This window comes from Catenibacterium mitsuokai (assembly GCF_025148785.1).
GTDB classification, from domain to species: Bacteria; Bacillota_I; Bacilli_A; order Erysipelotrichales; family Coprobacillaceae; genus Catenibacterium; species Catenibacterium mitsuoka.
Genome location: NZ_CP102271.1, coordinates 113,126 through 139,374, shown reverse-complemented (window position 1 = coordinate 139,374; position 26,249 = coordinate 113,126). Strand labels below are relative to the sequence as shown.

Below are 26,249 nucleotides of genomic sequence, written 5' to 3'. Positions count from 1 at the left end.
TTCTTCTACAAGAAAAAAAGACAGGAAAAAATCCTGCCTCTAACGGACACCGCCGCCTCCGCCACCGGAGAAGCCGCCTCCACCACCACTAAATGATGATGAACCACCTTGTCCTGCACTTGCAGCTGAAGAAGCTGCACTCATACTATTATGTGCAAATGTATGTGTATAGTAATAAATTGGGAAGTTATTGTAAGTTGTTGTTTCTTCATAACGAGGAATTGCAACCTTCAATTGCTTTTCTACACGATCCGCAATGCCAAGTACTGCTGCAAAGATGAGATATTCATCCCAAAGTTTAACTTCAATGGCCGCTTTTTCTTTCATATTGTCTTCATCATCAAGGAAGTTATTAAATCCCCATACATAAAGACATTGATCATACGCTTTATCTGTCCATACCGTACGATCATGTGGAATATTCCAGAATAAGAAGCGTTTATAAATAGTCGCTGTTTTTGCGTAACCAATCTTATTCATAGAATCTTCTGTGACATTATCCACTTTAGTGAACCAATCATCGATCTTCTTATAGTGTTTGCTGCACCATTTCTGAAATGCTTTTGTTTGAAGAACACCCTCTTTAGACGCAAGAATAAACATCTTATAAAGTGCTGTTTCCTGCTTATTCTCAAACTTTGCATCTACATCAAGATACATATCATAATTCTTTTTCTTGACGATTGCGCCACTTTCCTTTTCTCTAATTGTGATTATACCATCACGTACCCATTTCAAGATAAATCCAGACACAAGGTTTTCACGACTCTCATCCTCACCTATAATATCCAGCTTTTTAGCTAGATAATAGAACAAGAATATATCTTTATTACATGGAATTTCTCTAAATGGAGTGACTTCTTTACCTTTAATTGTACGCCCATTCTCAAATACAACACCTGAATCTGAGAATACAATAGCAGCAGCTATAATAAAGATAACCATTACAATCACAAAGATGATGAAGATAAAGATTACAATCTTCGCCGCTTTGGACATGCCGCTAGAATAACTAGATCCTTCTTTTGCATCCTTCACAACATCTTCAAACTTTTCACTTGCATGACGTTTATTAGGTGACGTATAAGAATTACTTTCAAGACCCATTAATAACTGCATCTTATTACTGCCTAAAGAGTCTGTTTTTAAAGTAACACCACCATTATCAAAATTCACACTGCCTGAATAACCAAATGCCCAGATTTTCGCATTTTCTTTACTATAGGGTGTCATACCAGTCACATGAATTGTGACATCTGCAACATCCAATGACATATCACTAATAAAAGCATAGTTAATACCCTGCTGGTCCTTATACTGATTCACAAAATGTTCAATCTGGTAAACCATTGTATAAGAACGTGTCCCATAATCACCTAGACCAAAGCACAACTCATAGTGGCCACCATCTTTAATCAGACCGCATTTATTAATCTTAGATTCTCTAGAAACATCAGAATCCCATGTACCGATATTTTTGTATGTTACCCCACGATCATCAGTGACACCAATAAGTGTCAATGGCTGATCATTCATACCATTGAATATTTTGTATCCTTCTGTCCCTTCCGATACATCCATATCCCATTTCTCTACAAATGTTGCTGTACCATTTTGATCAATCTGGCAGGTAATGCCAATATTGTTTACTTTTGTGCTTGATGCATCAACTGCCGTTGGTATTAACAGCAATAATACTGTAAGAAATGATAATAAGCGTTTCATTAGAATTGTACCTTTGGTACTTCTTTAGATGCTTCATCCACTTCAAAGAAGTTCATCTTTTCAAAATGGAACATTGAAGCAATGATATTAGAAGGGAACATTTCTAACTTATTCACATACTGTTTAACATCATCATTATAGAACTGTCTTGCATAACTGATCTTATCTTCAGTTTCCTTTAAATCATTCTGTAAAGACATGAAGTTTGTATTAGCCTTTAAATCAGGATAACTTTCTTGAAGCATCATTAAACGACTTAATGATCTTTCTAATTCACCCGCATTCTTAAGCTGTTCTTCTGGTGTAGAAGCAGTTACATAACTGTTTCTTGCGCGAATAGCTCCTTCAAGTGTTTCCTTTTCATGCTTTGCATAACCTTTTACAGTTTCTACAATATTAGGAATCATATCTGCACGTCTTTTTAATTGAACATCAATCTGTGCCCATGCCCCGCGACACTTATTTCTAGACTTAACAAGTCCATTGTATGTTGCGATTGTATATAAAACAATTAATACAACCACTACTACAGCAATAATTAAACCCATAATTATTTCCTCCTTTTATACATAATCAATTATATCAACAATTACGTTTAAATACATTAAAAAAGGCTATGATGTAAAATCATAACCTTAAGGTGTTTATTACTTTAATTTTGTAATATCAACTAATGAAGTTGGACCCTGATGTCTCTTTTCTAGACAGTTGATTAATGCATGTGCTGTATCTAATGAAGTATAGATAGGGATACCTGCTTCAACTGCAAATCTTCTGATTAAGAAACCATCCTTTAAGTTATCGTTTCTTGTAGGAATATCGATAACTAAGTCAACAGTATCAGTTAACATCAAGTCAAAGATTGTGTTAGACTTTTCCGCAATTCTGTTAACTCTATGAACTGGTACATCATGTTCTTTTAAGAAGTTATAAGTACCTTCTGTTGAATAAAGGTCATATCCAAACATATAGAACTGCTTAGCGATTGGTAAGAATTCTTCTTTAGAGCTGTCCTTGATTGTACAGATGATATTCTTTCTCTTTGGTAAGTTGATACCTGTTCCAATGAATGCCTTATAGATTGCTTCATCAAATGTCTTTGCGATACCTAATACTTCACCTGTAGATTTCATTTCTGGGCCAAGTGAAATTTCAGCACCCTTGATCTTTTCAAATGAGAAGACTGGCATCTTAACTGCAACAGTTTCTTTTTCTGGCTGCAAGCCATATTCATAACCCTGATCTTTGATTGAATGACCCATGATAACCTTAGTTGCAACATCTACTACTGGAATATCTGTTACCTTTGAGATATATGGAATTGTACGAGAAGATCTTGGGTTTACTTCAATTACATAAACTTCATCTTCATATACGATGAACTGGATGTTGATTAATCCAATAACGTGTAGTGCTTTAGCTAAGCGCTGAGTGTAGTCACAGATAACTTTCTTGATTTCAGGCTTGATCTTCTGTGGTGGATATACTGAGATACTGTCACCAGAGTGAACACCAGCTCTTTCAACGTGTTCCATAACACCAGGAATAAGTACGCCGTTTTCATCACATACAGCATCTACTTCTACTTCCTTACCTGATAAGTACTTATCGATAAGAATTGGATGTTCCTGGAACTGACGGTTGATGATCTTCATGAATTTCTTGATATCACCATCATTTAAGGCGATTTCCATACCTGCACCACCTAATACATATGATGGACGTACAAGTACTGGGTAACCTAATTTATTCGCAACTTCTAATGCTTCATCTACAGTAAATACTGTTGCCCCTCTAGGACGATCGATTTCACATTTTTCTAAGACTTCATCAAAACGTTCTCTATCTTCTGCAGCATCTACGCTATCAGCTGAAGTACCAAGGATTGGAACTCCCATATCCATTAAGTCCTGAGTTAACTTGATTGCTGTCTGACCACCAAACTGAACGATTGCGCCATCTGGTTTTTCAAGTTCAACAATGCTCTGAACATCTTCCTGAGTAAGTGGTTCAAAGTATAATCTATCAGCGATATCGAAGTCAGTAGAAACTGTTTCTGGGTTGTTGTTGACGATGATTGTTTCATAGCCAGCAGCTCTTAATGCCCATACACAATGTACTGAACAATAGTCGAATTCGATACCCTGTCCAATACGGATTGGTCCTGAACCTAATACCATAACCTTCTTACGAGCGTTATCTGGTTTAATTTCATGTTCTCCACCATATACTGAATAGAAATATGGAGTTTCAGCATCAAATTCTGCAGCACAAGTATCAACTGTCTTGAATGCAGCAGTGATATTGTTTTCTAAACGATAATCATGAATTTCATTCTTATCTTTACCAGTTAAGTCTGCAATAACTCTATCTGGGAATTCAACCCTCTTAGCAGCCTTTAATAATTCTGGAGTTAATTCTTCTGTCTTTAATCTATTTTCGATTTCTACAAGATGTTTGATCTTATCAATAAACCATGAATCAATCTTAGTGATATTATGGATTTCTTCTTCAGTAATACCCTGTCTTAATGCTTCAGCTACTGCGAAGATTCTCTGGTCATCTACATCTTTTAATTTAGTTCTTAAGTATTCTGTGTCTTTACCTTCCATTTCAGGAATTGATAAATAGAATACATTCTGTTCAAGTGAACGTAATGCTTTCATTAAAGCACCTTCGAAGTTATTACAGATTGCCATAACTTCACCAGTTGCCTTCATCTGTGTACCAAGTTTTCTTGATGCGCCATAGAACTTATCGAATGGCCATTTAGGAATCTTACATACGATATAGTCTAATGTTGGTTCATAAGAAGCATATGTCTTACCTGTTACAGCGTTCACGATTTCATCAAGTGAATAACCTAATGCAATCTTAGCAGCTAACTTCGCAATTGGGTAACCAGTTGCTTTAGAAGCTAAAGCTGAAGAACGGCTGACACGTGGGTTAACTTCGATAACACAATATTCAAAAGAATTTGGGTTTAATGCGAACTGTACGTTACATCCACCCTTGATATTTAATGCAGTGATGATGTTTAAAGCAGAGCTTCTTAACATCTGATATTCTTTATCACCTAAAGTCTGAGAAGGAGCTACTACGATAGAGTCACCAGTATGAACACCTACTGGGTCAACGTTTTCCATATTACATACTGTAATACAGTTACCATTGCCATCTCTCATTACTTCGTATTCGATTTCCTTCCAACCGGCAATACATCTTTCAATTAAGCACTGAGATACACGTGATAATCTTAAACCATTAGTACAGATATCATGTAATTCTTCAGGAGTTTCAGCGATACCTCCACCAGTACCACCAAGTGTATAAGCTGGTCTTACTACTACTGGGTAACCAATCTTTTCAGCAAATTCTAATGCATCATCTACATGGTTAACAACTGTTGAAGCAGCCACTGGTTCATGGATTCTTTCCATTAATTCCTTGAATTCAAGACGGTCTTCTGCAAGTTTGATTGTAGTTGTATTAGTACCGATAGTACGTACGTTATGTGCTTCTAAGAAACCTTCATCATCAAGTGCCATAGCAATATTTAAGGCATTCTGACCACCAAGAGTTGGTAAGATTGAATCTGGTTTTTCTTTTAAGATTAAGTTCTTAACAACAGGAACTGTTAAAGGTTCAATATAAACATGATCTGCAATATCCTTATCAGTCATGATTGTTGCAGGGTTAGAGTTAATAAGAACGACTTCAATTCCTTCTTCTTTTAATGCACGACAAGCCTGAGTACCTGCATAGTCGAATTCAGCTGCCTGTCCAATAATAATTGGTCCTGATCCAATAACAAGAACCTTTTTTATATCTTTATTCTTAGGCATTCTACTTTCCCTCCATCATCTTAATAAACTCATCAAATAAATATTCAGTATCTCTAGGTCCCGCATTTGCTTCTGGGTGGAACTGAACAGTTTTGATATTCTTATTTAAATATTCAACACCTTCAATAGTGCCATCATTTACGTTTCTAAACCAAGCCTTAGCCACTGCAGGATCAATTGAATCATCCTTGATAACATAGTTATGGTTCTGTGTAGAGATATAAACACGGTTAGTGTCTAAATCCTTAACTGGATGGTTTGCACCATGATGTCCATATTTTAATTTTTCTGTCTTGAAGCCATGAGCAAGAGCCATTAACTGATGTCCAAGACAAATTGCGAAAATTGGCATACCGCTTTCTGATAATTTCTTCACTTCTGCGATAATATCAGTTACTTCAGCTGGGTCACCAGGACCGTTACTTAACATAATACCATCAAAGTTACCTTCTAATACTTCAGAAGCAGGTGTAGTAGCTGGGAATACTGTTACTTCACAGTTTCTCTTTGCTAATTCATTTGCAATATTACGCTTAGCACCAAAGTCATATAAAGCAACTTTCATTCTGCCTGTACCTACAGTATGTTTTTCTTTACATGTACATGCTTTTACAACACCCTGTACCTTGAATGCTTTAATCTTGTCGATGACTTCGCTTACTTCATACTTATGAGTAGTAATCATACCGTTCATACAACCATCATTACGAAGTAACTTAGTAAGTGCACGTGTATCAATTCCCTGGATACCTGGAATATGATTACGTACTAAATAATCATTTAAATCTTCATTCTTTCTAAAGTTAGATCCTAAACGTGATAATTCGTTTACTACAAATCCTTCAACATATGGGTGTTCAGATTCCTGATCTTCTAAACATACACCATAGTTACCAATAAGTGGGTAAGTCATTACAACACTCTGACCTGCATAAGATGGGTCTGTCAACACTTCTACATAACCAGTCATTGAAGTATTGAAGACAAATTCGCTTATGACTTCTTTTTCATATCCAAAGCTTTCCCCTTCAAACACATGTCCGTCTTCTAAAATTAAATAAGCTTTCATAGTCAACCTCCTCAATTATGAAAAAGACATATCACCAATAGATGATATGTCCTTAAAATAAGAAATCTAAAAAATGAAAATAAGAACCCTTAGGAAACACGTTTGCGAAAACTGAAGTTGTCATAATTGTGTTTGCGTTCATATTCTCACTCCTTCTGTTGTAGTATAAACGATATTAAGATTGTAAGCAAGCAAAAAATGAATACTCAAAAATTTTTTTATTTTACTATTTAGAAGTTGTTAAATAGTGGTAGATTGCACCAATAATATTGGCATCATTCGCAAAGGCACATTTCTTTACAACAGGCTTAATATGTGCTGGTTCAACTTTGTCTATAATGATATCTAAACGCTTATTGATTTCACCAATCAAATCTTCTCTTACAGAGATACCCCCACCAATAATAATCACTTCTGGATCATAAGAATATTGAATATTATAGATACCTACTGCAAGAGCATAATAGAAACGATTGACATACTTCTTAAATACTTCATTTTCGTCGGCATGATCAAAGATATATCGTCCATCATATGTTTCACCTAGTTCTTTTTCTACACCTTTTACGATGGCAACTGTAGAATCAAGAGACCAATTGTTAAACTCAAGTGAATCTGCATCAAAGTTATTAATCATATAACCAAATTCACCACCATGAAGATGTTTACCCTTATGAATCTTCTTATCTTTAATCACAGCGCCACCAATACCTGTACCACATACAACAAAGCAGCAATCCTGATTATCTTTAGCGGCACCTAGCCATACTTCAGCAAGTGCTGCACAATTGGCATCATTTTCTAATTCTACACGTGTCTGTAATCTTTCTTCTAGATCCTTCTTTATATTAGGACCATGAATATAGTCAATCGCAGACGCACCATAAATCACACCTTCGTCACTCGCAACAGCCCCCGGCATACTTAACGCAATACCATCAACATCTCTTTCTTTATAAATAGTTTCAATCGCCTGATACATATCTTCTAAAGTATCCGGTGTTTTAAAAGACCCCTTATCAAATAAATGACCTTTTTCATCGCATGTTGCGTATTTGACAGAAGTCCCTCCTACATCAATTCCTAGTAACATATCAATTTCCTCCTATCTATAGAATATCACAAAAGAAATGCACAATAGTAAAATAGATTAAAAAAAGGAATAACGTTACGCTATTCCCTAGTTAACACGATGAATTTCTAAACCATTCTGTTTAAATGTTTCATTTATTGTATCGATATGTGCTTCACCATTTGTTTCACAAGTGACTCTTAATTCTACTTCAGAGAATCTTGCGAAGTTCTTGAACTGATTATGATCAACCGCTACAACATTCGCATTACATTCATTTAATAGATGTGCTACTTTTTCTAACTGTCCAGGAATATCTGGAAGCTGTACTGAGAATGAGAAGATTCTTCCTCTTTCAATAAGTCCCTTATTGATCATAGAAGAGATAGAAAGCACATCAATGTTACCACCTGATACAAGTGAAACAACCTTCTTATTCTTTTCATTGAGTTTCTTTAATGCAGCAAGTGAAAGAATACCTGAGTTTTCAGCTACAAGCTTATGTTTTTCTACTAATACTAAGAATGCATCCATTAACTCATAATCACTGACTGTGATGATACCATCTACATATTGTTTAATATATTCAAAAGGCTTTTCACCAATTGTCTTAACTGCAGTACCATCCGCAATAGTCACTGCTTCATTTAATGAAACGATACGATCTTCATTAATGGCAGCAAGGGCACTGGCCGCTCCTTCTGGTTCTACACCGATAATCTTAACTGTTGGTTTAATAAGTTTAGCGGCACAGGCAATACCTGAAATCAATCCTCCACCACCAACTGGTACAAGAATAATATCTGTATCTGGTAATTCTTCGAGAATTTCTAAGGCAATGGTTCCCTGACCTTCAATGACATCTTCATCATCAAATGGATGTACAAATGTATAGCCATGTTCCTTCTGTAATTCTACTGCCTTATTATATGCATCATCATAGACTTCACCATGAAGAACCACTTCAGCACCTAATGCCTTAGTGGCATCTACTTTAATAAGTGGTGTATGAGCAGGCATAACAATTGTAGCCTTAACACCTAACTGCTGGGCGGCATAAGCCACACCCTGGGCATGGTTTCCTGCACTTGATGCAATAAGTCCTCGAGACTTGGATTCATCATCCATCTTCATGATCTTATTATAAGCACCTCTAATTTTAAATGCGCCTGTTCTCTGTAAGTTTTCTGGTTTGATATAAACAGTATTTCTACTTTCTTTAGAAAAAGCTGGGCTATAAATCAAAGGTGTAGGAAGAATGACTTCATCCACTCTCTTCTTTGCCTCTTCAAAATTCTTTAGTTCTAACACTTAAATCCCCCTCTCAAAAAATCTGTTTTTCACATTATAGCACCATTATTATTCTATTAAAACTAAATTTTTACTTAATTTTATAGAAAAAGGAATAGCTGATTGCTATTCCTTAATTGATACGCTGGATTTCAAATCCATTCTTTTTAAATGTTTCAATAATAGATTCAATATGCGCTTCACCATTTGTTTCACAAGTGACTCTTAATTCTACTTCTGAGAATCTTGCGAAGTTCTTGAACTGGTTATGATCTGCAGTCACAACGTTCGCATTACATTCATTCAAAATATGAGCCACCTTTTCTAACTGACCTGGACTATCTGGAAGCTGTAATGAGAATGAGAAGATTCTTCCTCTTTCAATAAGTCCCTTATTGATCATAGAAGAGATAGAAAGTACATCAATATTACCACCAGAGATGAGTGAGACAACCTTCTTATTCTTTTCATTGAGTTTCTTTAATGCAGCAAGTGAAAGAATACCTGAGTTTTCAGCAACAAGTTTATGTTTTTCTACGAGTACTAAGAATGCCGCCATTAATTCATAATCACTGACTGTGATGATACCATCTACATATTCTTTAATATATTCAAATGGCGTTTTTCCAATTGTCTTAACAGCTGTACCATCCGCAATCGTTACTGCTTCATTTAATGATACAACACGATCTTCATTAATGGCAGCAAGGGCACTTGCCGCTCCTTCTGGTTCTACACCGATAATCTTCACTGCAGGATTAATTTTCTTAGCAGCACAGGCAATACCTGAAATCAATCCTCCACCACCAACTGGCACAAGAATAATATCTGTATCTGGTAATTCTTTGAGGATTTCTAAGGCAATGGTTCCCTGACCTTCAATGACATCTTCATCATCAAATGGATGTACAAATGTATAGCCATGTTCCTTCTGTAATTCTACTGCCTTATTATATGCATCATCATAGACTTCACCATGAAGAACCACTTCAGCACCTAATGCCTTAGTGGCATCTACTTTAATAAGTGGTGTATGAGCAGGCATAACGATTGTAGCCTTAACACCTAGCTGCTGGGCGGCATAAGCCACACCCTGAGCATGGTTTCCTGCACTTGAGGCAATAAGTCCTCTAGACTTGGATTCATCATCCATCTTCATGATCTTATTATAAGCACCTCTAATCTTAAATGCGCCTGTTCTCTGTAAGTTTTCTGGTTTGATATAAACCATATTTCTACACTCTTTAGAGAACGCTGGACTATAAATCAAAGGTGTTGGAATGATCACTTCGTCTACTCTCTTTTTTGCTTCTTCAAAATCTTTTAGCTCTAACATTTTTTATTTTTCCTCCATATATTTATATTTTTAACGTTATCGCGTTATTTTGGTTCTAAATAAGACAAATTTTAGGCAAAATAATAAGAGTGGTTATACACTCTTATTTGAACTGATTTGATTTGTATGTGTAATGGTAACCAATAGCTTCCATCTTATCTACGATTTCCTGCATAGGAATATGATAGTCATAACATAAGTCTGCAAGATCTTCATATTGGTCTCTAAGTTTCATATTTAACCAGCTAAGTAACATCACTGGATCTTTAGGCATTTGATTCATCTCTTAACTCCTCCTCTAGTTTCTTCAACATATACGCAATACCATCTTCATCATTTGATAAAGTGACAACATCAGCTCTTTCTTTAACTTCATCTACTGCATTGGCCATAGCGACACCACAGCCTGCATATTCAATGAGTGATAAGTCATTGAATCCATCACCAAAGGCAATCACTTCTTCTTTTGTAAGATGAAGCATCTTTACTAGCTTGTCTAAAGAAGCTGCTTTATCAATATTTGGTGCCATGACTTCAATAAAGAACGGTGCAGAACGATAAATACTTAAACCTAGGAAGGCACTCTTATAGTCTTCTAATACAGAAGCTACATGTTCAGGATCACCTGTACATAATACTTTATTAATAGGATCTCTTAAAATTGATTTAAAAGATTCAGCCTTTTTAATTTCGATATCGTTAATATGTCCTTCAATATTCACATACTGATCATCTACATCTTCAGTATAAACAGCATCATCATAATATGTCATAATCGCAAGATTATGTTTCTTTGCTTCATCATATGCTTTCTTAGCCTGTTCAACAGTCAAACGCTGTTCAAACATAGTCTGTCTTGTTTTCGCATCCATGACCTTAGCACCATTGAATGATAATAAGTACCCTTCATACTTTTCTAATTCAAGTGCAGCTGCTTCATGTCTTAAACCAGGTGTTGGTCTACCTGATGCAAGAACTACTGTTGCACCTAACTGCTGTGCTTTAATAAGTGTCTCACGTGTTGCATCAGTAATTTTATTTTCTGAATTCTTTAATGTACCATCTAAATCTAATGCAATTAACTTATATTTCATTTGATATAATCCCCTCTATTGTTTTTAAAAATCTCTTTCTTGTATCTTGTGTACGTTTCTTTGGTCCTTTGACAAGTTGATGCTTACGCATCTTTCCATTGATATAGCGTGTCATTAAAAGTGAGTCTATATTGTTGGAATCAATAATAAACCCTGAAGGATGAACAACAATCGCACCTTTTGTAAGAAGCATACCTGCTTCACCATAATCCTGTGTAATCACAAGATCACCCTTCTTCACATCTTTTAAAATAGCATAATCCACACTATCATTTCCCTGATCACACATAATAACGGATTCATAATCAAAGAAATGATTCATATCACAATACACTATCATCTTTATATCATATTTATCACACAAAAAAGCGATTTTTTCAATATCTGGTGTTGCATCTCCATCAATTAGTATTCTCATATCACTTTTAAGAGATACATAATATACATAGTGAGGTATCCACCAACTAATCCACCTACATGTCCTGTCTTAGAAATACGAGAATTCATAAGAGTAAAGGCAAGGTTAATCGCAATACAAGGTAAATAGCCTCTTAATAAATCAAAGAAAGCCCCACCTTTAAATAAACCTAGTCCAATAATAGCTCCTAAAAAGCCATAGAATAAACCACTTGCACCAATTGTGATAGAGTTATCCACACTAGAATCTCTAAAAGAATAGTAATAAGTAGCCAATGAACTCATCACAATAGAAACTAAGACAAGTATTAAATAACGTACTGGTCCTAGTATTGTTTCAAACAAACGTCCTAAATAGAAAATACAGTACATATTCATAAATAAATGAAGAAATTCCGTATGAATAAAGGCAGACGTAATAAATCGCCAATATTCTCCTCTATTTTTCACATAAGGTGTATATAAAGCACCTAAATGCATTGCTTCTGAAGTTTTATTATCCTTAGAAAAATAATTAATATAAACAAAAACTGCTATACATATCGCCATAAAGATATATGTGATCGTTCAATAACCTCCACTGCTCTTGTAACCTTAGCCATATTCTTAGAACTATCAGTGACTGTATATGTTAGAGTATAACGTCCTACAGTATTAGTCTGTACTTTACCTGTGACAACAATTTTATTTGTTAAATCACCATCTTCATTATCATAGGCTGTAACACCTTCTCTTGCATTAAAGTTATCACCTAAATGAATGACTTTATCTTCTGCCCCTTTGATCACAGGAACAACCAACTCATTAGCTACAATCACTTTAATACGCATTGGAAAAGATGTATTACCTTGTTCATCTCTTACTACAACACGTTCAATATATGTACCTACCTTTTCATATGACTTTTCTTTAACTAGTTCTTCACTATTTTCTTTCTTTAAGAAATAGATTTGTGTTAAAGACGCATCATTGACTTCAGCGACTGTATTTTTTGCATAGAGTGGCTGATTAGGATTTACGTAATAAACAAGCTTTTTAAGTTTTACTGTTGGTTTTTTTGTATCTACAATCTTAATCTTAAAGCCATAATCACGTCCTGCATATTCAATACTTGCATTATAGTTACCTACTTTATTTAAATTAACACGCTTCAGGTTTAAAGTAAGTGATTTTTTTATTCTATCTGGACAGATGACATAATCCTCTATATTCTGTGATACTTCCTGTCCTAATTCATAAGTAAATACTGTCTGTTTCAATTCAAAAGTTGCCATAGTGGTAATCTTAAAAATAGAAAATAATTCAAGGAAAATAAATAATAGTAAAATGACAGTAATCAATTTGTTCCTCCATTTCACTAGTATCACCTCTTTCGTTTCTCCATTATACTATAAAAGATATCTGAGTGACAAAAAAGATGATGTAAAAACATCACCTTGTTTAAAAAATACATAACTAATACACATTTTCAAGTAAGCAGACTGCCTGAGAAACGATTCCTTCTCCTCTTCCTACAAAGCCAAGCTTTTCACCACGAGTGGCTTTCACATTAATCTGTGTCACATCACAATGAAGTGCTTCCGCAATATTATGTCTCATTGTAGGTATATGAGGTGCCATCTTTGGCTGTTCTGTCATAATAATCGCATCCACATTACCAATCTTATAACCTTTTTCATTCATCAACTTATATGTTTCTTCTAACAAGATCATTGAAGAAATACCTTTGTAACGATCATCTGTATCAGGAAAATGTTTACCAATATCTCCTTCACCTAATGCCCCAATGATTGATTCAATAATCGCATGTAGAAGAACATCTGCATCACTATGTCCCTTCAACCCTTTTTCATAAGGAATTTCTACACCACCTAGAATAAGCTTTCTTCCTTCTACCAACTGATGAATATCTATTGACTGTCCTATACGCATAACCATACCTCCATGCCTTTTATTGTAACACAAAAGGCATGAGGTTACCCTCATGCCAATATATTAATTGTATTTCTTTTTATGTGCTGCATTTATAAGTCCCTGGAATAGAGGATGTGCTCTATTTGGTCTAGAATTGAATTCTGGATGGAACTGACATGCAACGAAATATGGATGGTTAGGCACTTCAACGATTTCTACTAAATCTCTCTTTGGATTACGTCCAGAGATAACAAGTCCTGCATCTTCTAACATCTGACGATATGTATTATTGAATTCATATCTATGTCTATGTCTTTCCTGGATAAGATCCTTTCCATATAACTTATGCGCAATTGTACCTTCTTTTAATTCACAAGTGTAGTTACCAAGTCTCTGAGTACCACCCATGTTTTCTAAAGACTGATCGTGCATTAATGAAATTAATGGAGTCATACAGTTCTTATCGAATTCTAATGAGTTAACATCATCAAGTTTACATACATTTCTTGCATATTCAATAGAAGCACACTGCATACCTAAGCAGATTCCTAAGAATGGAATATCATGTTCTCTTGCATACTGGATAGCAACAATCATGCCTTCAACACCTCTGTTACCAAATCCACCTGGTACTAAGATACCATCAGCATCAGCAAGCTTAGAAGCGATATTTTCCTTAGTTACTTCTTCAGAGTTAACCCAGTCAATTTCAACTTCACTGTTTGCATAATAACCTGCATGTTTTAATGCTTCATTGACTGATAAGTAAGCATCTGGAAATTCACAATACTTACCAACCATCTTGATTTTAACAGTATCCTTTAAGTTCTTAACTCTTTCAACTAATTCACGCCATTCAGTGAAATCAGCTTCAGGAGCTTCAATTCTTAAATGATCAAGTACAACATCATCCATATGCTGATCTAATAGTTCTACTGGTAATTCATAAAGAACATCTACATCATAGTTAGAGATGATAGCTTCCTTAGGAACATTACAGAATAAAGAAATCTTGTCCTTTAATTCATCAGAAATAGTATGTTCACTACGACATACGATAATATCTGGCTGGATACCATATCCTAATAATTCCTTAACACTATGCTGTGTTGGTTTAGTCTTTACTTCATGGCTGGCACCAATATATGGAAGTAAAGTTGTATGTATATAAAGAGTATTCTTGTAGCCTCTATCGAGTCTTACCTGTCTAATTGCTTCAATAAATGGTAATGATTCGATATCTCCTACAGTACCACCGATTTCTGTAATAACGATATCTGCCTGAGAAGATTCTTCTGCAGCATAAATCTTGTCCTTAATCGCATTTGTGATATGAGGAACAACCTGTACTGTTGCGCCTAAGTAATCCCCTCTTCTTTCTTTAGAAATTACATCGCTATATACTCTACCAGTTGTAACTGAAGAGTTTTTGTTTAAGTCTTCATCAATAAAACGTTCATAATGACCTAAGTCCAAGTCTGTTTCTGCACCATCAGCTGTTACATAAACTTCACCATGCTGATAAGGAGACATAGTTCCTGGATCCACATTGATATAAGGATCAAGTTTCTGCATGAATACTTTTAATCCTCTTTGTTTTAATATTCTACCTAAAGATGCAGCTGTTAAACCTTTCCCTAGACCTGATACGACACCACCTGTGACAAATATGAATTTTGCCATTCTCTTCACCTCTTTCTCTATATTAAACAAAAAAAAGCACCTACGGAAGACCCGTTTGTGCCCTTTACAACTATAGCAAATTCCCCCGTCGTATGCAATTCTTTTCTTTATTTTATTAATTAATTATATTATGATATGGCTTGGGAGGATAAACATATGGAAACACCTCGTATATTAGTTATTGATGATGAAAAAGAAATTTGTGATCTTATTGAAATTTATTTAAGTCAAGAAGGTTATCATGTTGAAAAGCGTTATAATGCGTATACATTATTACGTGATCTTGAAAAGTTCAAGATTGATCTTGTAATTCTAGATATGATGATGCCTGGAGTAGATGGAATACAAGCATTAGAGATGATCAGAGAAAAGTACAATATCCCAGTTATCTTTGTATCAGCTAAGACAGCTGACCAGGATAAGATTGAAGGATTATTAAAGGGTGCTGATGATTATATCGCAAAACCTTTTAATGCAATGGAATTAGTGGCACGTGTTAAGTCACAATTAAGACGTTATCAGGTATATAGTAAGCCTATTGGTGTAGATAATTCTATTATTCAGGCCAACGACCTTCTTATTGATACAAATAAGAAGATGGTTTCTGTAGATAATCGTCCAGTAGCTGTAACTAAGATCGAATATGAAATCTTAGTATTACTTGCCTCACATCCTGGTACAGTATTCTCTACTGAAGATATCTATACAAAAATATGGCATGAAGAAGCAACACATGCCAACAATACCATCATGGTACATATTAGAAAACTAAGAGAAAAGATTGAAAGACAGCCTCGTACACCAAGACATATTATTACTGTCTGGGGCATTGGTTATAAGTTCGAGTTATGATGCAGAAACTAAGAAAGCTGTTTATTTCTTCTTTTAAATGGCGTTTGTTGATTAATATCACATTAAGTTATCTTGTCGCATTTCTTATTTATTCTATTCTAGGAATTATATTTGATAGAATTATTCCTATTGCGGTACCTAATGAAATGCGTTATGCATTATGTTATGCGATTTCTTTTATTGTCTTTGTAGAAATCTTCTTTAAACTGATTGATTTCACAATTGAATATATTAGAAAGCTCAGACGCTCTATCCAGCAGGTAACAAGTGGCAATTATGGTGTACAGTGTGAAGTAGAATATGATGATGAATTAGGTTCTCTTGCTGCGAACATCAATGTCTTATCAAAAACATTGCTTGCGAAAGAAAAAGAAAGTGAAAAGCTAAAAGAAAAAGAAAAAGCTGCATTAGATATAGAACGTAATGCAGAAAGACAGAAGAATGAATTAATCACAAACGTAGCCCATGACTTGAGAACACCTCTTACAACTATTGTAGGATATCTTGAGTTGATTAAAGATGATACAGCTTTATCTAAAGAAGATGTACATAAGTATTCTGGCATTGCGTATGAGAAATCAATACGTCTACAGGAAATGATGGATGACCTCTTTGAATTCACTAAACTTGATAATGCAGATATCAAGTTGAATAAGAGTATGATTAATCTATCTGGATTAATCATGCAGATGACAGACGAGTTCTATCCTTCATTTAAAGACTGTAATATTACACCAATAGTAGATTTACCTGAAGAGAATATCTATGTTCAGGGAGATGGTCAGTTATTAGCCCGTGTATTTGATAATCTTATTTCTAATGCACTCAAGTATGGCTATCATAATACCGATTTAAAGATAGAAGTATCCGGTGATGAGAAATATGCAACTGTTAAAGTCATCAACCATGGTGATACTATTGCATCAGAGGATATCCCACTTCTATTTAATAAATTTTATCGTACAGACTCATCACGAAACTCTAAAACAGGTGGTACTGGCTTAGGACTAGCAATCACTAAGAATATAGTAGACCTTCATCATGGTGATATTTCTGTTACAAGTGATGATCAAATTACAACATTCATCGTCAAATTCAACAGATATTTCGATCAGAACTAACATAAAAGACCACATCAAGTGGTCTTTTCATTTTGGACTATAATTTCAACCTTTCACCTGGCTTCATATATAAAGCATGAGGTGATTTAAAGCTTTTCGCAATATCTTCATCATATAATTGTGTAGGTGAAGTATGAATAGGAATAAAATAACGAGAATCAATTACATGTGCACAACGACTTGCTTCCTGTGCACTCATATTATAAATACCATCTACTGGTAATAATGCATAATCTAAATCATTGAAGCTTTCCATTTCAGGATAATAGTTTGTATCTCCTGCACCATATAATGTAATACCATCAACAGTCATAATAAAACCAACACATTCTTCTCTTGTATGATTCTTATTTTCTGCAGGTGTTCCTTCAATCATTACTTTCTTGATCTTCTTAATAGGATATTCACCATCCACAAATAAATCTCCATGTCTTAAAATCACACCATCATCTTTTAATGTAACAAGATCAACCTGATTATGATCACTATGTTCATGCGTTACAATCACAATATCTGCAGGCATATCATAACCTTCACCTGCATAAGGATCCACATAAATCACTACACCTTCATTAGACACAATGCGATAACTTCCATGTCCTTGATACAATAATTCTGCCATTTTTTATATCTCCTTTATCACTTATTCAATTATAACTTTTCTTATTGCACAGTGCGATAGAATGGCAAAAAATAAAAAAAATTAAATTTAGTTAAAAAAATTATAAAAACCTGTTGACGAATCGCATAACACTTGGTATATTATATGAGCGTGCTTGGTTGGGATATGGCACTAACACTTAAGCATCGGTCTAACGGCCGGTATATCCCAAGAATATTGGAGGTTTAGCTCAGTTGGGAGAGCATCTGCCTTACAAGCAGAGGGTCAGCGGTTCGAGCCCGTTAACCTCCACCATTTTTATTAAAATTTAGCTTCACATGCCGACTTAGCTCAATTGGTAGAGCAACTGACTTGTAATCAGTAGGTTGGGGGTTCAATTCCTCTAGTCGGCACCAGTGGGGAGGTAGCGAAGTGGCTAAACGCGGCTGACTGTAACTCAGTTCTCTACGAGTTCGATGGTTCGAATCCGTCTCTCCCCACCATTCCATGCGGGTGTAGTTCAATGGTAGAACTTCAGCCTTCCAAGCTGACTACGTGGGTTCGATTCCCATCACCCGCTCCATTTTATATTTAAAAGTGCTTGAATAGCTCAGCGGTAGAGCAATCGGCTGTTAACCGATCGGTCGTGGGTTCAAATCCCTCTTCAAGCGCCAGTGGCCGGTTGGAGAAACGGTTAACTCACATGCCTTTCACGCATGCATTCACGGGTTCGAATCCCGTACCGGTCACCATTTCTCAACATACGATCGAAAGATCGTTTTCATTTGCGGGTGTAGTTCAATGGTAGAACTTCAGCCTTCCAAGCTGACTACGTGGGTTCGATTCCCATCACCCGCTCCATACGATTAGAAGATAGACTAAGGTCTATTTTTTTATTATCTAAATACCCACAGCTGTGGGTATTTTTATTTATTCTAATAATTCAAAACTATTAATTAATTCATTTTTAGATTCATACAATAATTCAGTTTTACCTGAATCAATATCATATGTATATATTCCTTGATGTTTATCTTTGCAGCCAAGAAGAATAATCTGATGAGAAGAACTAAAACAAGCGTACTGTGTTACATCCATAATTTCATCAATATTAATCCCAGCTTTTTTCTTATTTGTTTTTGTATCTAATGTATATGTGTGATATTGAGGATTCCAAGCTGGTATGCTGTCACTTTCAGTAAATGTAAGATTTCCATTTTCCATTGGAAGCATTCTATAGACTAACTTGCGATTTGTAGTATAGATACGTTTGAGTTGATTATTCTTCAAACGATAAATATGCGTATTAGGTGCAATATACTTACTTCCCCTACCCGCATTTGCTTCTTCTAATGCCTGATCTTCTTCTTTTTGATTACTTGCACATAGATATAAATCATGATTGAAAACATCATAGACCATATGATCAAAATCCAAACCCTCTTCTGCCTTAATCTTACTGAACTTCTTTGTTTCTATATTATAACGATAAGGCTTGAGTGATCTTTGACCTTTTTCTACGCCTAATATATAGATATTATTCTCTACAGGAATAATTCTGTTAATTGCGGTTAATCCACCAGATAACTTTTTAGATTTCTTTGTATCAAGATCATAAGCATACAGATGATCACCACTATTATCTTCTTCAACATAATATACAGCATTATTAGACTTAGAATAAACACCAAGTGGATTAGAAGAAGTATACTTTTTAGTCACTTTCTTAGTAGATAATGAATATTCATAGATATTCACTACTACGTTCCCTTTCTTATCATATCCACTCGTTGTAATAGATAGATAACGTTCTTTATTTGTTTTACAGCCCGTTAATACAAAAATACAGAGTACCACCAACAATTGAATTAACTTTTTCATAGCCATTCCTCCTTCTTATTCAATTGGAATACCTCTTCATATATATTATATATGTTGGTTTATGACACATACAATCACAAAACGCCTGTTAGATACAGACTCTTATTTAATTTTGCCATAATAATTAACCTTTCATAGAATAAAGAAACAGACATCACAATAACTATATACTTGCAGACAATCAACTAGAAAATCATGAAAGACTAAACACAACTTTGACCTTTTTACAGTGAAATTTAACTTTTCATTTTAGAATTATCAATCATGATATAAGTAATGTATTGACATATTTCAAATAGAATATATAATTCGGTTAGTGGTCACTAATTATGAAAGAGAGGTTGTTATGAATAAAATCAAATCTATACTTTTGCCTAAAAAACCTTTATATTTAATCACAGTGTTGATATGTATATTGTCATATTGTTCTAGATTTTTACCAAGTCGTATAGCACCATACTTTCTTATTTTTCTTATAATGATGAACGGTTTACCTTTTTATTTAGATAAAACTGAATCTAAAAAAACTAAGATTGGATGGTTTGTTTTTACTATCATAGCCGTGATTTTTGCAGTGTTTATTGGTTGTTATGTTCTATAATTAACGATTATAGAAGGAGGTGGATATCGTGAAAAATAAATTCATACAGAATCTGCCTTACGCAATTACAAACTGTTTTATATTATTATTGTTGTATTGTTCAAAATATCTAAATGGTATTACTGGTGCGTGATATATTGTTGTTTGTACTCTTTTGTTTATAATACCTAACCAAATGAGACCACAGTCATCCCAAAAAACGAAGAAACGTTGGACCATCACATATATCATAGTTGCTATTATTGAATTACTTTTTGTATTCATAAGGTATATATAACTGATCATTTTAAAGGGACAGTGAATTTTATAATTCACTGTCCCTTTATGTTTACATTATATATATATATATATATATTATAATTATGTTAGCGCTGACATTTATGCGGTATTTCAAGTTTATATCATATATATCAAAGAAAGTATCTGGTGGAGATGTGGCATGGAAACATAAATGTCCCTTAGAAAAAATTTAACACTTATGTTACAAAAATCGATACTTATTATTCTAGTGCATATGTAACTGCAACCGTAGGCGACTTTAAAAAATTAGACAATTGGACGGTGAGAACTAAATGATTGAATTAAATAATTTCACATACAAAACTAATAGAATACTCTTCGAAGGAGCCAATTTCATTGCTCCTTCTATTGGTATTATAGGTATTGCAGGTGAGAGTGGCTGTGGAAAAACCACTTTTTTAAAAATTATATCTAAACAGATTCATCTAGACTCTATGGTGAATAATGCCACTTCTATATTCTATGGAAACCAGGATGCATTATTAAAAAAAGACCTTACTATTGCGCAGCAATTTAAATTAATAGAATCTATATATAATAGAAAGCATGATCAAAATGTAATAAGTGAACTATTCAACAATTTAAACATTAAAGCCAGCTTATCACAGAAATATGACTCTTGTTCCTTAGGTGAAAAGAAGAGAATAATGATAGCCTTAAGTGTTTATTCTAATAGTCCTTGTATTATATTAGATGAACCTTTATCTTCTGTAGATTATGAAGATAAACATTCAATCATGAAGTTATTAAAAGAATATAGTCATGATCGTGTTATTATTCTTACTATTCATGATGAAGAATTTGATGAGTATTTGGATATCAAGTATTTAATTGAGAATCTTCAATTTACTCGTATTAAAGATACTGAAATTAATGGTGAACCACTTTCAGTAACACAGAAATTCACCCCTAAAAAGATTGCACATGTAAAAAGTAAGAAAGAAAAGTTCAGTATCCTGTTATATGCTTTGTTGTGCTTAGTTATTATCAATATGACTTTATATTCTGGTATAGAACTATATATGACAAACAAGAATACAGCATCTATGATGGATAACTTGACTAGTAAAATTATCTATACAGGAAAAGAATACATTACAAGAAACGAATTACCTTCTGGTTATAGATTCATGGAATATGACCAAGGATTTTCTATGACTCCTCAAGAAATACAATCTATTCAATCTATCAAAGGAGTTAAAAGTATAACAAGCTATTATCAGTTCCCAGCTCGTAATTATGATACAAGAAATGACGAGGATGATAATTTACTTGCATATATGTCAGTCAAGGGTAAAGAGTATTCTACTGATGATAATGTTGTTGTATCAAGCTATATAAAAGGTCAGTTTGGTGATAAAAACAAAAATTATATAAGCGAAGGTCTTATGAAAACGTTAGAATTAACTGATTCAGATTTTCCTGTAACTATGAAAATGGATATAGGTGTACCCGTATGTTCTACAGAATGTAGTGACACTAGACGATATGGTGATCAAAATGGATTACAGAAAAAATCTTATGATGTAATTACACGACATCCTGTGTATCAGAAGAAAAGAGTATCCATTAAAATCTATGGTGTTATCAAATCAAATGAAGATCAAGATGACTTTACAGGAAATAACGCATTTAAAGTCTATTTAAATAATGACTTTGCGAACTCTATTATAAATAAATATCGTACAACTAATGTTTCAATTAATTTATATGAAGATTTAAATGAGCATATTGTTGATTATGTTCCTGCAACTTATGCTGTCGAATGTAAAAATGCAAGTTATGTAGACCAGGTAAGAAATGGACTCAATAAGATATCTCCAAACATCGTTACTTATATACAAAGTGACGATTATAAACAAACAGCAAAGATGCGTCAAAAGGATTCTAAGAATACTCAGACTATGATTCTCATCTATACTGTTGTTGGTCTTATTGCCTATGTTGTTTTCTTAATCCTCTATAATAAATCAAGAGAATATATAAGATATCGAGAACTTGATTTAAATGAGAAACAGATTCAATCCATCCATATGGTTGATATACAGTTTATGTCTACATTCCTGTTTATAACTGTTCTTCTTTCCTTCTGTTTAAGACTATTCTCATCAAGTGAGTTTGCGTTAGTAAACAATTCAATCAAGATGATTATAGGTTTAGTAAGTGCTGTTGTGACTACATTAGTCTTCTATATTACAAATAAAATAATGGTAACGAGTACGGATCATGATTAACATCAATCATCTATCTATCACATTTGATAGAGTAATCTTTGATGATGCCAGCATCACCTTATCTAACAACAGCATTACTACAATCAAAGGAAAAAGTGGTACTGGTAAGACAACCTTATTGAATCAATTAGGACTTGTAGCCCCTTTAGCCTGTGATTATTTAATGGAGGGTCATTCTATTGATGACCCTCTTACTACAAGGAAAGAAAAGATTGGTTATGTACATCAAGAAAGTACATTATTCAATAACATGACCATTAGAGAGAATATGGAATTCGCATTCCTACTCTCCGGGCAGGAATATAACGAAACTAGAATGAATGATATTCTATGTTCTATGAAGATCGAACATCTACTCAATCAGACACCTGATCATGTATCAGGAGGAGAAAGACAACGTGCAGCTATCGCCTTTGCATTAATGAAAGACCCTTATCTCCTTCTTTTAGATGAACCAACTGCTTCTCTAGATTCTATTAACTGCAAGTTATTAATAGAACTACTGAGTGATTATATCCATACACATCCAGTATGCGTTCTTATCGCAACTCATGATAAACGTATTCTTGATTATGCAGATGATCTCTATGAGATTCAAAATCATAAAATAGTACCTCTCAAAAAGAGTTCAATAAAAGAACTAGAAACGACTTCTATTACTAGAAAACCACAAGACTATTTATCTTATTACAAGAAACATCTTATACGTTCTTCTAAAATACTATATATACTTTTTGGTTTAATTCTTTCTATGACTATAGGTATATTTGGATATCGTACATACTACTCACATGAAATCAATGCGATACAAGAGAAACTATTAGATGTACGCCTCTATTATGGAAATAACAGTAACTATGCTTATGATTCTATTACTAAGCCCATTAGAATGGATATAAGAAAAGACCTCAATGAAATAGAACATATTCATATCACTCCATTCTATGAAACAGTGACTGACACTTTAATTGTACAATCTTATACCGGTGATACAATCAAAGCATCTCGTACAATCAAGAATTTAGGTAAAGACATCACCATCAATAATCATACTTTTCATGTTTCATCCTACATAAACAAAAAGAATACTATTTCTTCTCAAGGAGATGATGTACTCTATCTTCCTGAAGCTATATATAAGAAATACTTTGAGATTGATGATATAAAGATGTTACTTGTGAGAGTGGATGATGCACAATATATATCTAGTATTCTTTCACAAATCAATGATATAGATTCTCACTTAACAGTATATTCTAATGTGAATCTTAATCACCTCACTCAGATTAATTCTAGAATGATGAATAGTTTACTGATGCTGATATGTGCGATATTTATTATCATGTTGATTATTCTAATCTATCATCGTCAAAAGACGATTGATTCCAACAAGGATGAATACTTCTTCCTATATGAGAATGGATTAAGTCTTAAGGAGTTAAAATCTCTTGCACGATACGATTATGTTTACTACTACGTATTCTATTTAATCATACTACTAATCATAAGTATCTTTATGAGTTTCATGATGCATATACCTATTATTCTCTATGCATGCTTATTATGGTTCTTCAGCATTCTACTAGAAGAATTGATTACTACACTATGCATTCATAAGATTGGAAGACTTAAGGGCAGTTAACTGCCCTTTTAGTATTTCTTATAATATAGTATTGTATTTTCTTCCATAAGGTATATACTGTAGTTAGTTTAAACTAATTCGCTAAGGGGATATAATCTGAATAAAAATTGAAAGAGAAAACAAATTTTACCCTAAAAAAGTGCATAAAGCCCCTTTCCCCAAATGGAAGGCTATTCTATTTGAGGTGAGTTCTTAGATTCTTTTCTGATGAGTTGTAGAATCTCTGCTTCAGACAAGCCTGTGCGGCTGAGTTGATTGAAGGCATTTCGTAAATTATTTTTAACGTATTCAATTCGTTGCTTCTTTGTTGTTTCAACATCTGCCATGTCTGTTGGATTAAATGCTTCACCTGTTTTTAAAAGATGATAGACAGCAATAAGTATTTTTCTCGCAATCGCAATGATAGCTCGTTTCTTACCGCGTCTTTTAGATATCTTGTTGAATTTGTCTGCATAGTATTCGCATTCCTTATCTTTTACGGCAGCATGTGCAACCTGAACAAGACAAGGCTTAAGATAAACGCCAGCTTTTGAAACTTTAACCGATTTCTTTTTGCCAGCTGATTCATTACATCCAGGAGCTAATCCAGCCCATGCAGCAAGTTTGCGATGAGAGGACCATTGAGACATATCAGTGCCGATTTCAGAGATAATGGTAATAGCAGATTTTCTATTGATTCCTGGTATTGTACAAAGAAGCTGTATGTAGTCTTCGTAGTTGGCAACCATCAAGTTGATATGGTGCTGTATTTCATCAAGAAGAGAATCCAGATAGTCCATATGTTTCTGAACGATTTTAATTCTAGCCTTTTGAAACTGATTTAGCTGAATACCATCAACAGCACTCAGGATGTCTTCATGAGATGCTTTACAACCGGCATGAACTTTAGAAAGAATATCTTCACTTGTATATGGATCATTTGATAAAATAGTATTGACAATAGCGGAAGCAGATTTACCAAAGATATCAGAAAAAACAATATCAAGTTTACAGTTTCCAGTAGTCAAAGCATTTTGGAAACGATTCTTTTCAGAAGAACGCATATTGATAAGTTTATACTGATAGCGGGTAAATTCCCTGAGGACGCGGATATCCTTTTCAGGGATATAGCTGGATCTGACAATACCGAATTTAAAGAGGTCGGCAATCCATTTGGCATCCTTATTGTCATCCTTCTCACCTTTGATAGCCTTGACCCATTTAGGATTGGCAACAACGACATTAGAAATATGGCCTTCTAATGCATTGTATACAGGGATATAGTACTTGCCGGTTGATTCCATGCATACATTTTGACAGTTGTTTTCAATAAGCCAATCCCTGAATTGAATGAGCTGGTTATTGAAGGTTGAGAATCTTTTTTTAATGTACTTGGGTTTGACGGATTCAGAGATGCAGATAACAGCAACAATGAAAGATTTGTGCACGTCAACACCACAAGATCTAGGGTAAACAATCTCCATAAATAAAAGGCTCCTTATAAGAATATAGAGAAGGAGCTCAGTGACTGACTGATCAACACTAAAAGATTAAACTCAAGTCAATGATTAATCTGCAGACTTAAAAGACATA

General features: G+C 34.2%; 21 protein-coding genes and 7 tRNA genes. 11 read left to right on the top strand and 17 right to left on the bottom strand.

Annotated elements, in window-relative coordinates; all coding sequences use genetic code 11:
* Positions 1 to 39 precede the first annotated feature (39 nt).
* The 14 genes from NQ499_RS00715 to NQ499_RS00650 all read right to left on the bottom strand — a co-directional run bounded on the left by NQ499_RS00715 (position 40) and on the right by NQ499_RS00650 (position 15,445).
* Positions 40 to 1,725 (bottom strand): DUF2207 family protein, encoded by a 1,686-nt coding sequence (locus NQ499_RS00715; RefSeq protein WP_006504818.1) that lies wholly within the window; start codon positions 1,723 to 1,725, stop codon positions 40 to 42.
* The gene (locus tag NQ499_RS00710) at positions 1,725 to 2,273 is read right to left on the bottom strand and encodes a LemA family protein (protein ID WP_006504819.1); all 549 of its coding nucleotides are present in this window, start codon (positions 2,271 to 2,273) and stop codon (positions 1,725 to 1,727) included. Before NQ499_RS00710 ends, NQ499_RS00715 begins: the two co-directional genes overlap by 1 nt.
* A gap of 99 nt (positions 2,274 to 2,372) precedes the next feature.
* The gene (gene carB / locus NQ499_RS00705; protein WP_006504820.1) at positions 2,373 to 5,570 is read right to left on the bottom strand and encodes a carbamoyl-phosphate synthase large subunit; all 3,198 of its coding nucleotides are present in this window, start codon (positions 5,568 to 5,570) and stop codon (positions 2,373 to 2,375) included.
* Between the two features lies 1 nt (position 5,571).
* Entirely contained in the window at positions 5,572 to 6,639 is a 1,068-nt protein-coding gene (locus NQ499_RS00700) for a carbamoyl phosphate synthase small subunit (RefSeq protein WP_006504821.1), read from the bottom strand.
* Between the two features lie 226 nt (positions 6,640 to 6,865).
* The gene (locus tag NQ499_RS00695) at positions 6,866 to 7,732 is read right to left on the bottom strand and encodes an ROK family protein (RefSeq protein ID WP_006504822.1); all 867 of its coding nucleotides are present in this window, start codon (positions 7,730 to 7,732) and stop codon (positions 6,866 to 6,868) included.
* An 87-nt stretch (positions 7,733 to 7,819) separates the two neighbouring features.
* The gene (gene ilvA / locus NQ499_RS00690; RefSeq protein ID WP_006504823.1) at positions 7,820 to 9,022 is read right to left on the bottom strand and encodes a threonine ammonia-lyase; all 1,203 of its coding nucleotides are present in this window, start codon (positions 9,020 to 9,022) and stop codon (positions 7,820 to 7,822) included.
* Between the two features lie 112 nt (positions 9,023 to 9,134).
* A complete protein-coding gene (gene ilvA / locus NQ499_RS00685) occupies positions 9,135 to 10,337 on the bottom strand; it encodes a threonine ammonia-lyase (RefSeq protein WP_006504824.1) in 1,203 nt (400 codons plus the stop codon).
* 103 nt (positions 10,338 to 10,440) lie between these two features.
* On the bottom strand, positions 10,441 to 10,620 hold the full coding sequence (locus NQ499_RS00680) for a DUF4250 domain-containing protein (RefSeq protein ID WP_006504825.1): 180 nt from the start codon (positions 10,618 to 10,620) through the stop codon (positions 10,441 to 10,443).
* Entirely contained in the window at positions 10,604 to 11,431 is an 828-nt protein-coding gene (locus NQ499_RS00675) for a Cof-type HAD-IIB family hydrolase (protein WP_006504826.1), read from the bottom strand. Before NQ499_RS00675 ends, NQ499_RS00680 begins: the two co-directional genes overlap by 17 nt.
* Positions 11,421 to 11,849: a YaiI/YqxD family protein gene (locus NQ499_RS00670; protein WP_006504827.1), complete on the bottom strand. Its 429-nt coding sequence runs from the start codon at positions 11,847 to 11,849 to the stop codon at positions 11,421 to 11,423. Before NQ499_RS00670 ends, NQ499_RS00675 begins: the two co-directional genes overlap by 11 nt.
* Positions 11,846 to 12,397: a rhomboid family intramembrane serine protease gene (locus tag NQ499_RS00665; protein ID WP_006504828.1), complete on the bottom strand. Its 552-nt coding sequence runs from the start codon at positions 12,395 to 12,397 to the stop codon at positions 11,846 to 11,848. The genes NQ499_RS00670 and NQ499_RS00665 overlap by 4 nt, the downstream gene beginning before the upstream one ends.
* The gene (locus NQ499_RS00660; RefSeq protein WP_050772149.1) at positions 12,382 to 13,188 is read right to left on the bottom strand and encodes a DUF5011 domain-containing protein; all 807 of its coding nucleotides are present in this window, start codon (positions 13,186 to 13,188) and stop codon (positions 12,382 to 12,384) included. Before NQ499_RS00660 ends, NQ499_RS00665 begins: the two co-directional genes overlap by 16 nt.
* Before the next feature lie 115 nt (positions 13,189 to 13,303).
* Positions 13,304 to 13,786, bottom strand: a complete 483-nt coding sequence (ispF, locus tag NQ499_RS00655; RefSeq protein ID WP_006504830.1) for a 2-C-methyl-D-erythritol 2,4-cyclodiphosphate synthase — start codon at positions 13,784 to 13,786, stop codon at positions 13,304 to 13,306.
* Positions 13,787 to 13,843: 57 nt separating this feature from the next.
* The gene (locus NQ499_RS00650) at positions 13,844 to 15,445 is read right to left on the bottom strand and encodes a CTP synthase (protein ID WP_006504831.1); all 1,602 of its coding nucleotides are present in this window, start codon (positions 15,443 to 15,445) and stop codon (positions 13,844 to 13,846) included.
* Positions 15,446 to 15,601: 156 nt separating this feature from the next.
* On the opposite strand from NQ499_RS00650, the gene NQ499_RS00645 reads away from it, so the two are divergent.
* Both NQ499_RS00645 and NQ499_RS00640 read left to right on the top strand, forming a co-directional pair.
* Positions 15,602 to 16,297, top strand: coding sequence for a response regulator transcription factor (locus NQ499_RS00645; RefSeq protein WP_040389648.1), 696 nt, complete (start codon positions 15,602 to 15,604; stop codon positions 16,295 to 16,297).
* On the top strand, positions 16,294 to 17,418 hold the full coding sequence (locus NQ499_RS00640) for a sensor histidine kinase (protein WP_259848566.1): 1,125 nt from the start codon (positions 16,294 to 16,296) through the stop codon (positions 17,416 to 17,418). The genes NQ499_RS00645 and NQ499_RS00640 overlap by 4 nt, the downstream gene beginning before the upstream one ends.
* A gap of 37 nt (positions 17,419 to 17,455) precedes the next feature.
* On the opposite strand, the gene NQ499_RS00635 is transcribed toward NQ499_RS00640, so the two are convergent.
* Positions 17,456 to 18,040 (bottom strand): MBL fold metallo-hydrolase, encoded by a 585-nt coding sequence (locus NQ499_RS00635; protein ID WP_006504835.1) that lies wholly within the window; start codon positions 18,038 to 18,040, stop codon positions 17,456 to 17,458.
* Between the two features lie 218 nt (positions 18,041 to 18,258).
* Between NQ499_RS00635 and NQ499_RS00630 the strand changes: the two genes are divergently transcribed.
* From NQ499_RS00630 to NQ499_RS00600, 7 genes are all read left to right on the top strand, one after another.
* Positions 18,259 to 18,334: transfer RNA gene (locus NQ499_RS00630), tRNA-Val, on the top strand.
* Positions 18,335 to 18,359: 25 nt separating this feature from the next.
* Positions 18,360 to 18,435, top strand: a tRNA-Thr gene (locus tag NQ499_RS00625).
* A 2-nt stretch (positions 18,436 to 18,437) separates the two neighbouring features.
* Positions 18,438 to 18,522: transfer RNA gene (locus NQ499_RS00620), tRNA-Tyr, on the top strand.
* Positions 18,523 to 18,528: 6 nt separating this feature from the next.
* Positions 18,529 to 18,602: transfer RNA gene (locus NQ499_RS00615), tRNA-Gly, on the top strand.
* Between the two features lie 16 nt (positions 18,603 to 18,618).
* Positions 18,619 to 18,693: transfer RNA gene (locus NQ499_RS00610), tRNA-Asn, on the top strand.
* Between the two features lie 2 nt (positions 18,694 to 18,695).
* Positions 18,696 to 18,771: transfer RNA gene (locus tag NQ499_RS00605), tRNA-Glu, on the top strand.
* 35 nt (positions 18,772 to 18,806) lie between these two features.
* Positions 18,807 to 18,880 (top strand) — tRNA-Gly (locus tag NQ499_RS00600).
* Between the two features lie 69 nt (positions 18,881 to 18,949).
* Here the strand turns inward: NQ499_RS00600 and NQ499_RS00595 are convergent.
* Entirely contained in the window at positions 18,950 to 19,900 is a 951-nt protein-coding gene (locus NQ499_RS00595; protein WP_040389649.1) for a hypothetical protein, read from the bottom strand.
* A gap of 1,173 nt (positions 19,901 to 21,073) precedes the next feature.
* Between NQ499_RS00595 and NQ499_RS00590 the strand changes: the two genes are divergently transcribed.
* Positions 21,074 to 23,035: an ATP-binding cassette domain-containing protein gene (locus NQ499_RS00590; protein WP_006504839.1), complete on the top strand. Its 1,962-nt coding sequence runs from the start codon at positions 21,074 to 21,076 to the stop codon at positions 23,033 to 23,035.
* Positions 23,028 to 24,677 (top strand): ABC transporter ATP-binding protein, encoded by a 1,650-nt coding sequence (locus NQ499_RS00585; RefSeq protein ID WP_006504840.1) that lies wholly within the window; start codon positions 23,028 to 23,030, stop codon positions 24,675 to 24,677. Before NQ499_RS00590 ends, NQ499_RS00585 begins: the two co-directional genes overlap by 8 nt.
* Before the next feature lie 170 nt (positions 24,678 to 24,847).
* On the opposite strand, the gene NQ499_RS00580 is transcribed toward NQ499_RS00585, so the two are convergent.
* Positions 24,848 to 26,140: an IS110 family RNA-guided transposase gene (locus NQ499_RS00580; RefSeq protein WP_006504659.1), complete on the bottom strand. Its 1,293-nt coding sequence runs from the start codon at positions 26,138 to 26,140 to the stop codon at positions 24,848 to 24,850.
* Positions 26,141 to 26,249 lie beyond the last annotated feature (109 nt).

Excerpts from the sequence above, each read along its gene's own strand:
- NQ499_RS00715 (WP_006504818.1), bottom strand. The coding sequence starts at position 1,725 with ATGAAACGCTTATTATCATTTCTTACAGTATTATTGCTGTTAATACCA.
- NQ499_RS00710 (WP_006504819.1), bottom strand. The coding sequence starts at position 2,273 with ATGGGTTTAATTATTGCTGTAGTAGTGGTTGTATTAATTGTTTTATAT.
- carB (WP_006504820.1), bottom strand. The coding sequence starts at position 5,570 with ATGCCTAAGAATAAAGATATAAAAAAGGTTCTTGTTATTGGATCAGGA.
- NQ499_RS00700 (WP_006504821.1), bottom strand. The coding sequence starts at position 6,639 with ATGAAAGCTTATTTAATTTTAGAAGACGGACATGTGTTTGAAGGGGAA.
- NQ499_RS00695 (WP_006504822.1), bottom strand. The coding sequence starts at position 7,732 with ATGTTACTAGGAATTGATGTAGGAGGGACTTCTGTCAAATACGCAACA.
- ilvA (WP_006504824.1), bottom strand. The coding sequence starts at position 10,337 with ATGTTAGAGCTAAAAGATTTTGAAGAAGCAAAAAAGAGAGTAGACGAA.
- NQ499_RS00680 (WP_006504825.1), bottom strand. The coding sequence starts at position 10,620 with ATGAATCAAATGCCTAAAGATCCAGTGATGTTACTTAGCTGGTTAAAT.
- NQ499_RS00675 (WP_006504826.1), bottom strand. The coding sequence starts at position 11,431 with ATGAAATATAAGTTAATTGCATTAGATTTAGATGGTACATTAAAGAAT.
- NQ499_RS00670 (WP_006504827.1), bottom strand. The coding sequence starts at position 11,849 with ATGAGAATACTAATTGATGGAGATGCAACACCAGATATTGAAAAAATC.
- NQ499_RS00665 (WP_006504828.1), bottom strand. The coding sequence starts at position 12,397 with ATGGCGATATGTATAGCAGTTTTTGTTTATATTAATTATTTTTCTAAG.
- ispF (WP_006504830.1), bottom strand. The coding sequence starts at position 13,786 with ATGGTTATGCGTATAGGACAGTCAATAGATATTCATCAGTTGGTAGAA.
- NQ499_RS00650 (WP_006504831.1), bottom strand. The coding sequence starts at position 15,445 with ATGGCAAAATTCATATTTGTCACAGGTGGTGTCGTATCAGGTCTAGGG.
- NQ499_RS00645 (WP_040389648.1), top strand. The coding sequence starts at position 15,602 with ATGGAAACACCTCGTATATTAGTTATTGATGATGAAAAAGAAATTTGT.
- NQ499_RS00640 (WP_259848566.1), top strand. The coding sequence starts at position 16,294 with ATGATGCAGAAACTAAGAAAGCTGTTTATTTCTTCTTTTAAATGGCGT.
- NQ499_RS00635 (WP_006504835.1), bottom strand. The coding sequence starts at position 18,040 with ATGGCAGAATTATTGTATCAAGGACATGGAAGTTATCGCATTGTGTCT.
- NQ499_RS00595 (WP_040389649.1), bottom strand. The coding sequence starts at position 19,900 with ATGAAAAAGTTAATTCAATTGTTGGTGGTACTCTGTATTTTTGTATTA.
- NQ499_RS00590 (WP_006504839.1), top strand. The coding sequence starts at position 21,074 with ATGATTGAATTAAATAATTTCACATACAAAACTAATAGAATACTCTTC.
- NQ499_RS00585 (WP_006504840.1), top strand. The coding sequence starts at position 23,028 with ATGATTAACATCAATCATCTATCTATCACATTTGATAGAGTAATCTTT.
- NQ499_RS00580 (WP_006504659.1), bottom strand. The coding sequence starts at position 26,140 with ATGGAGATTGTTTACCCTAGATCTTGTGGTGTTGACGTGCACAAATCT.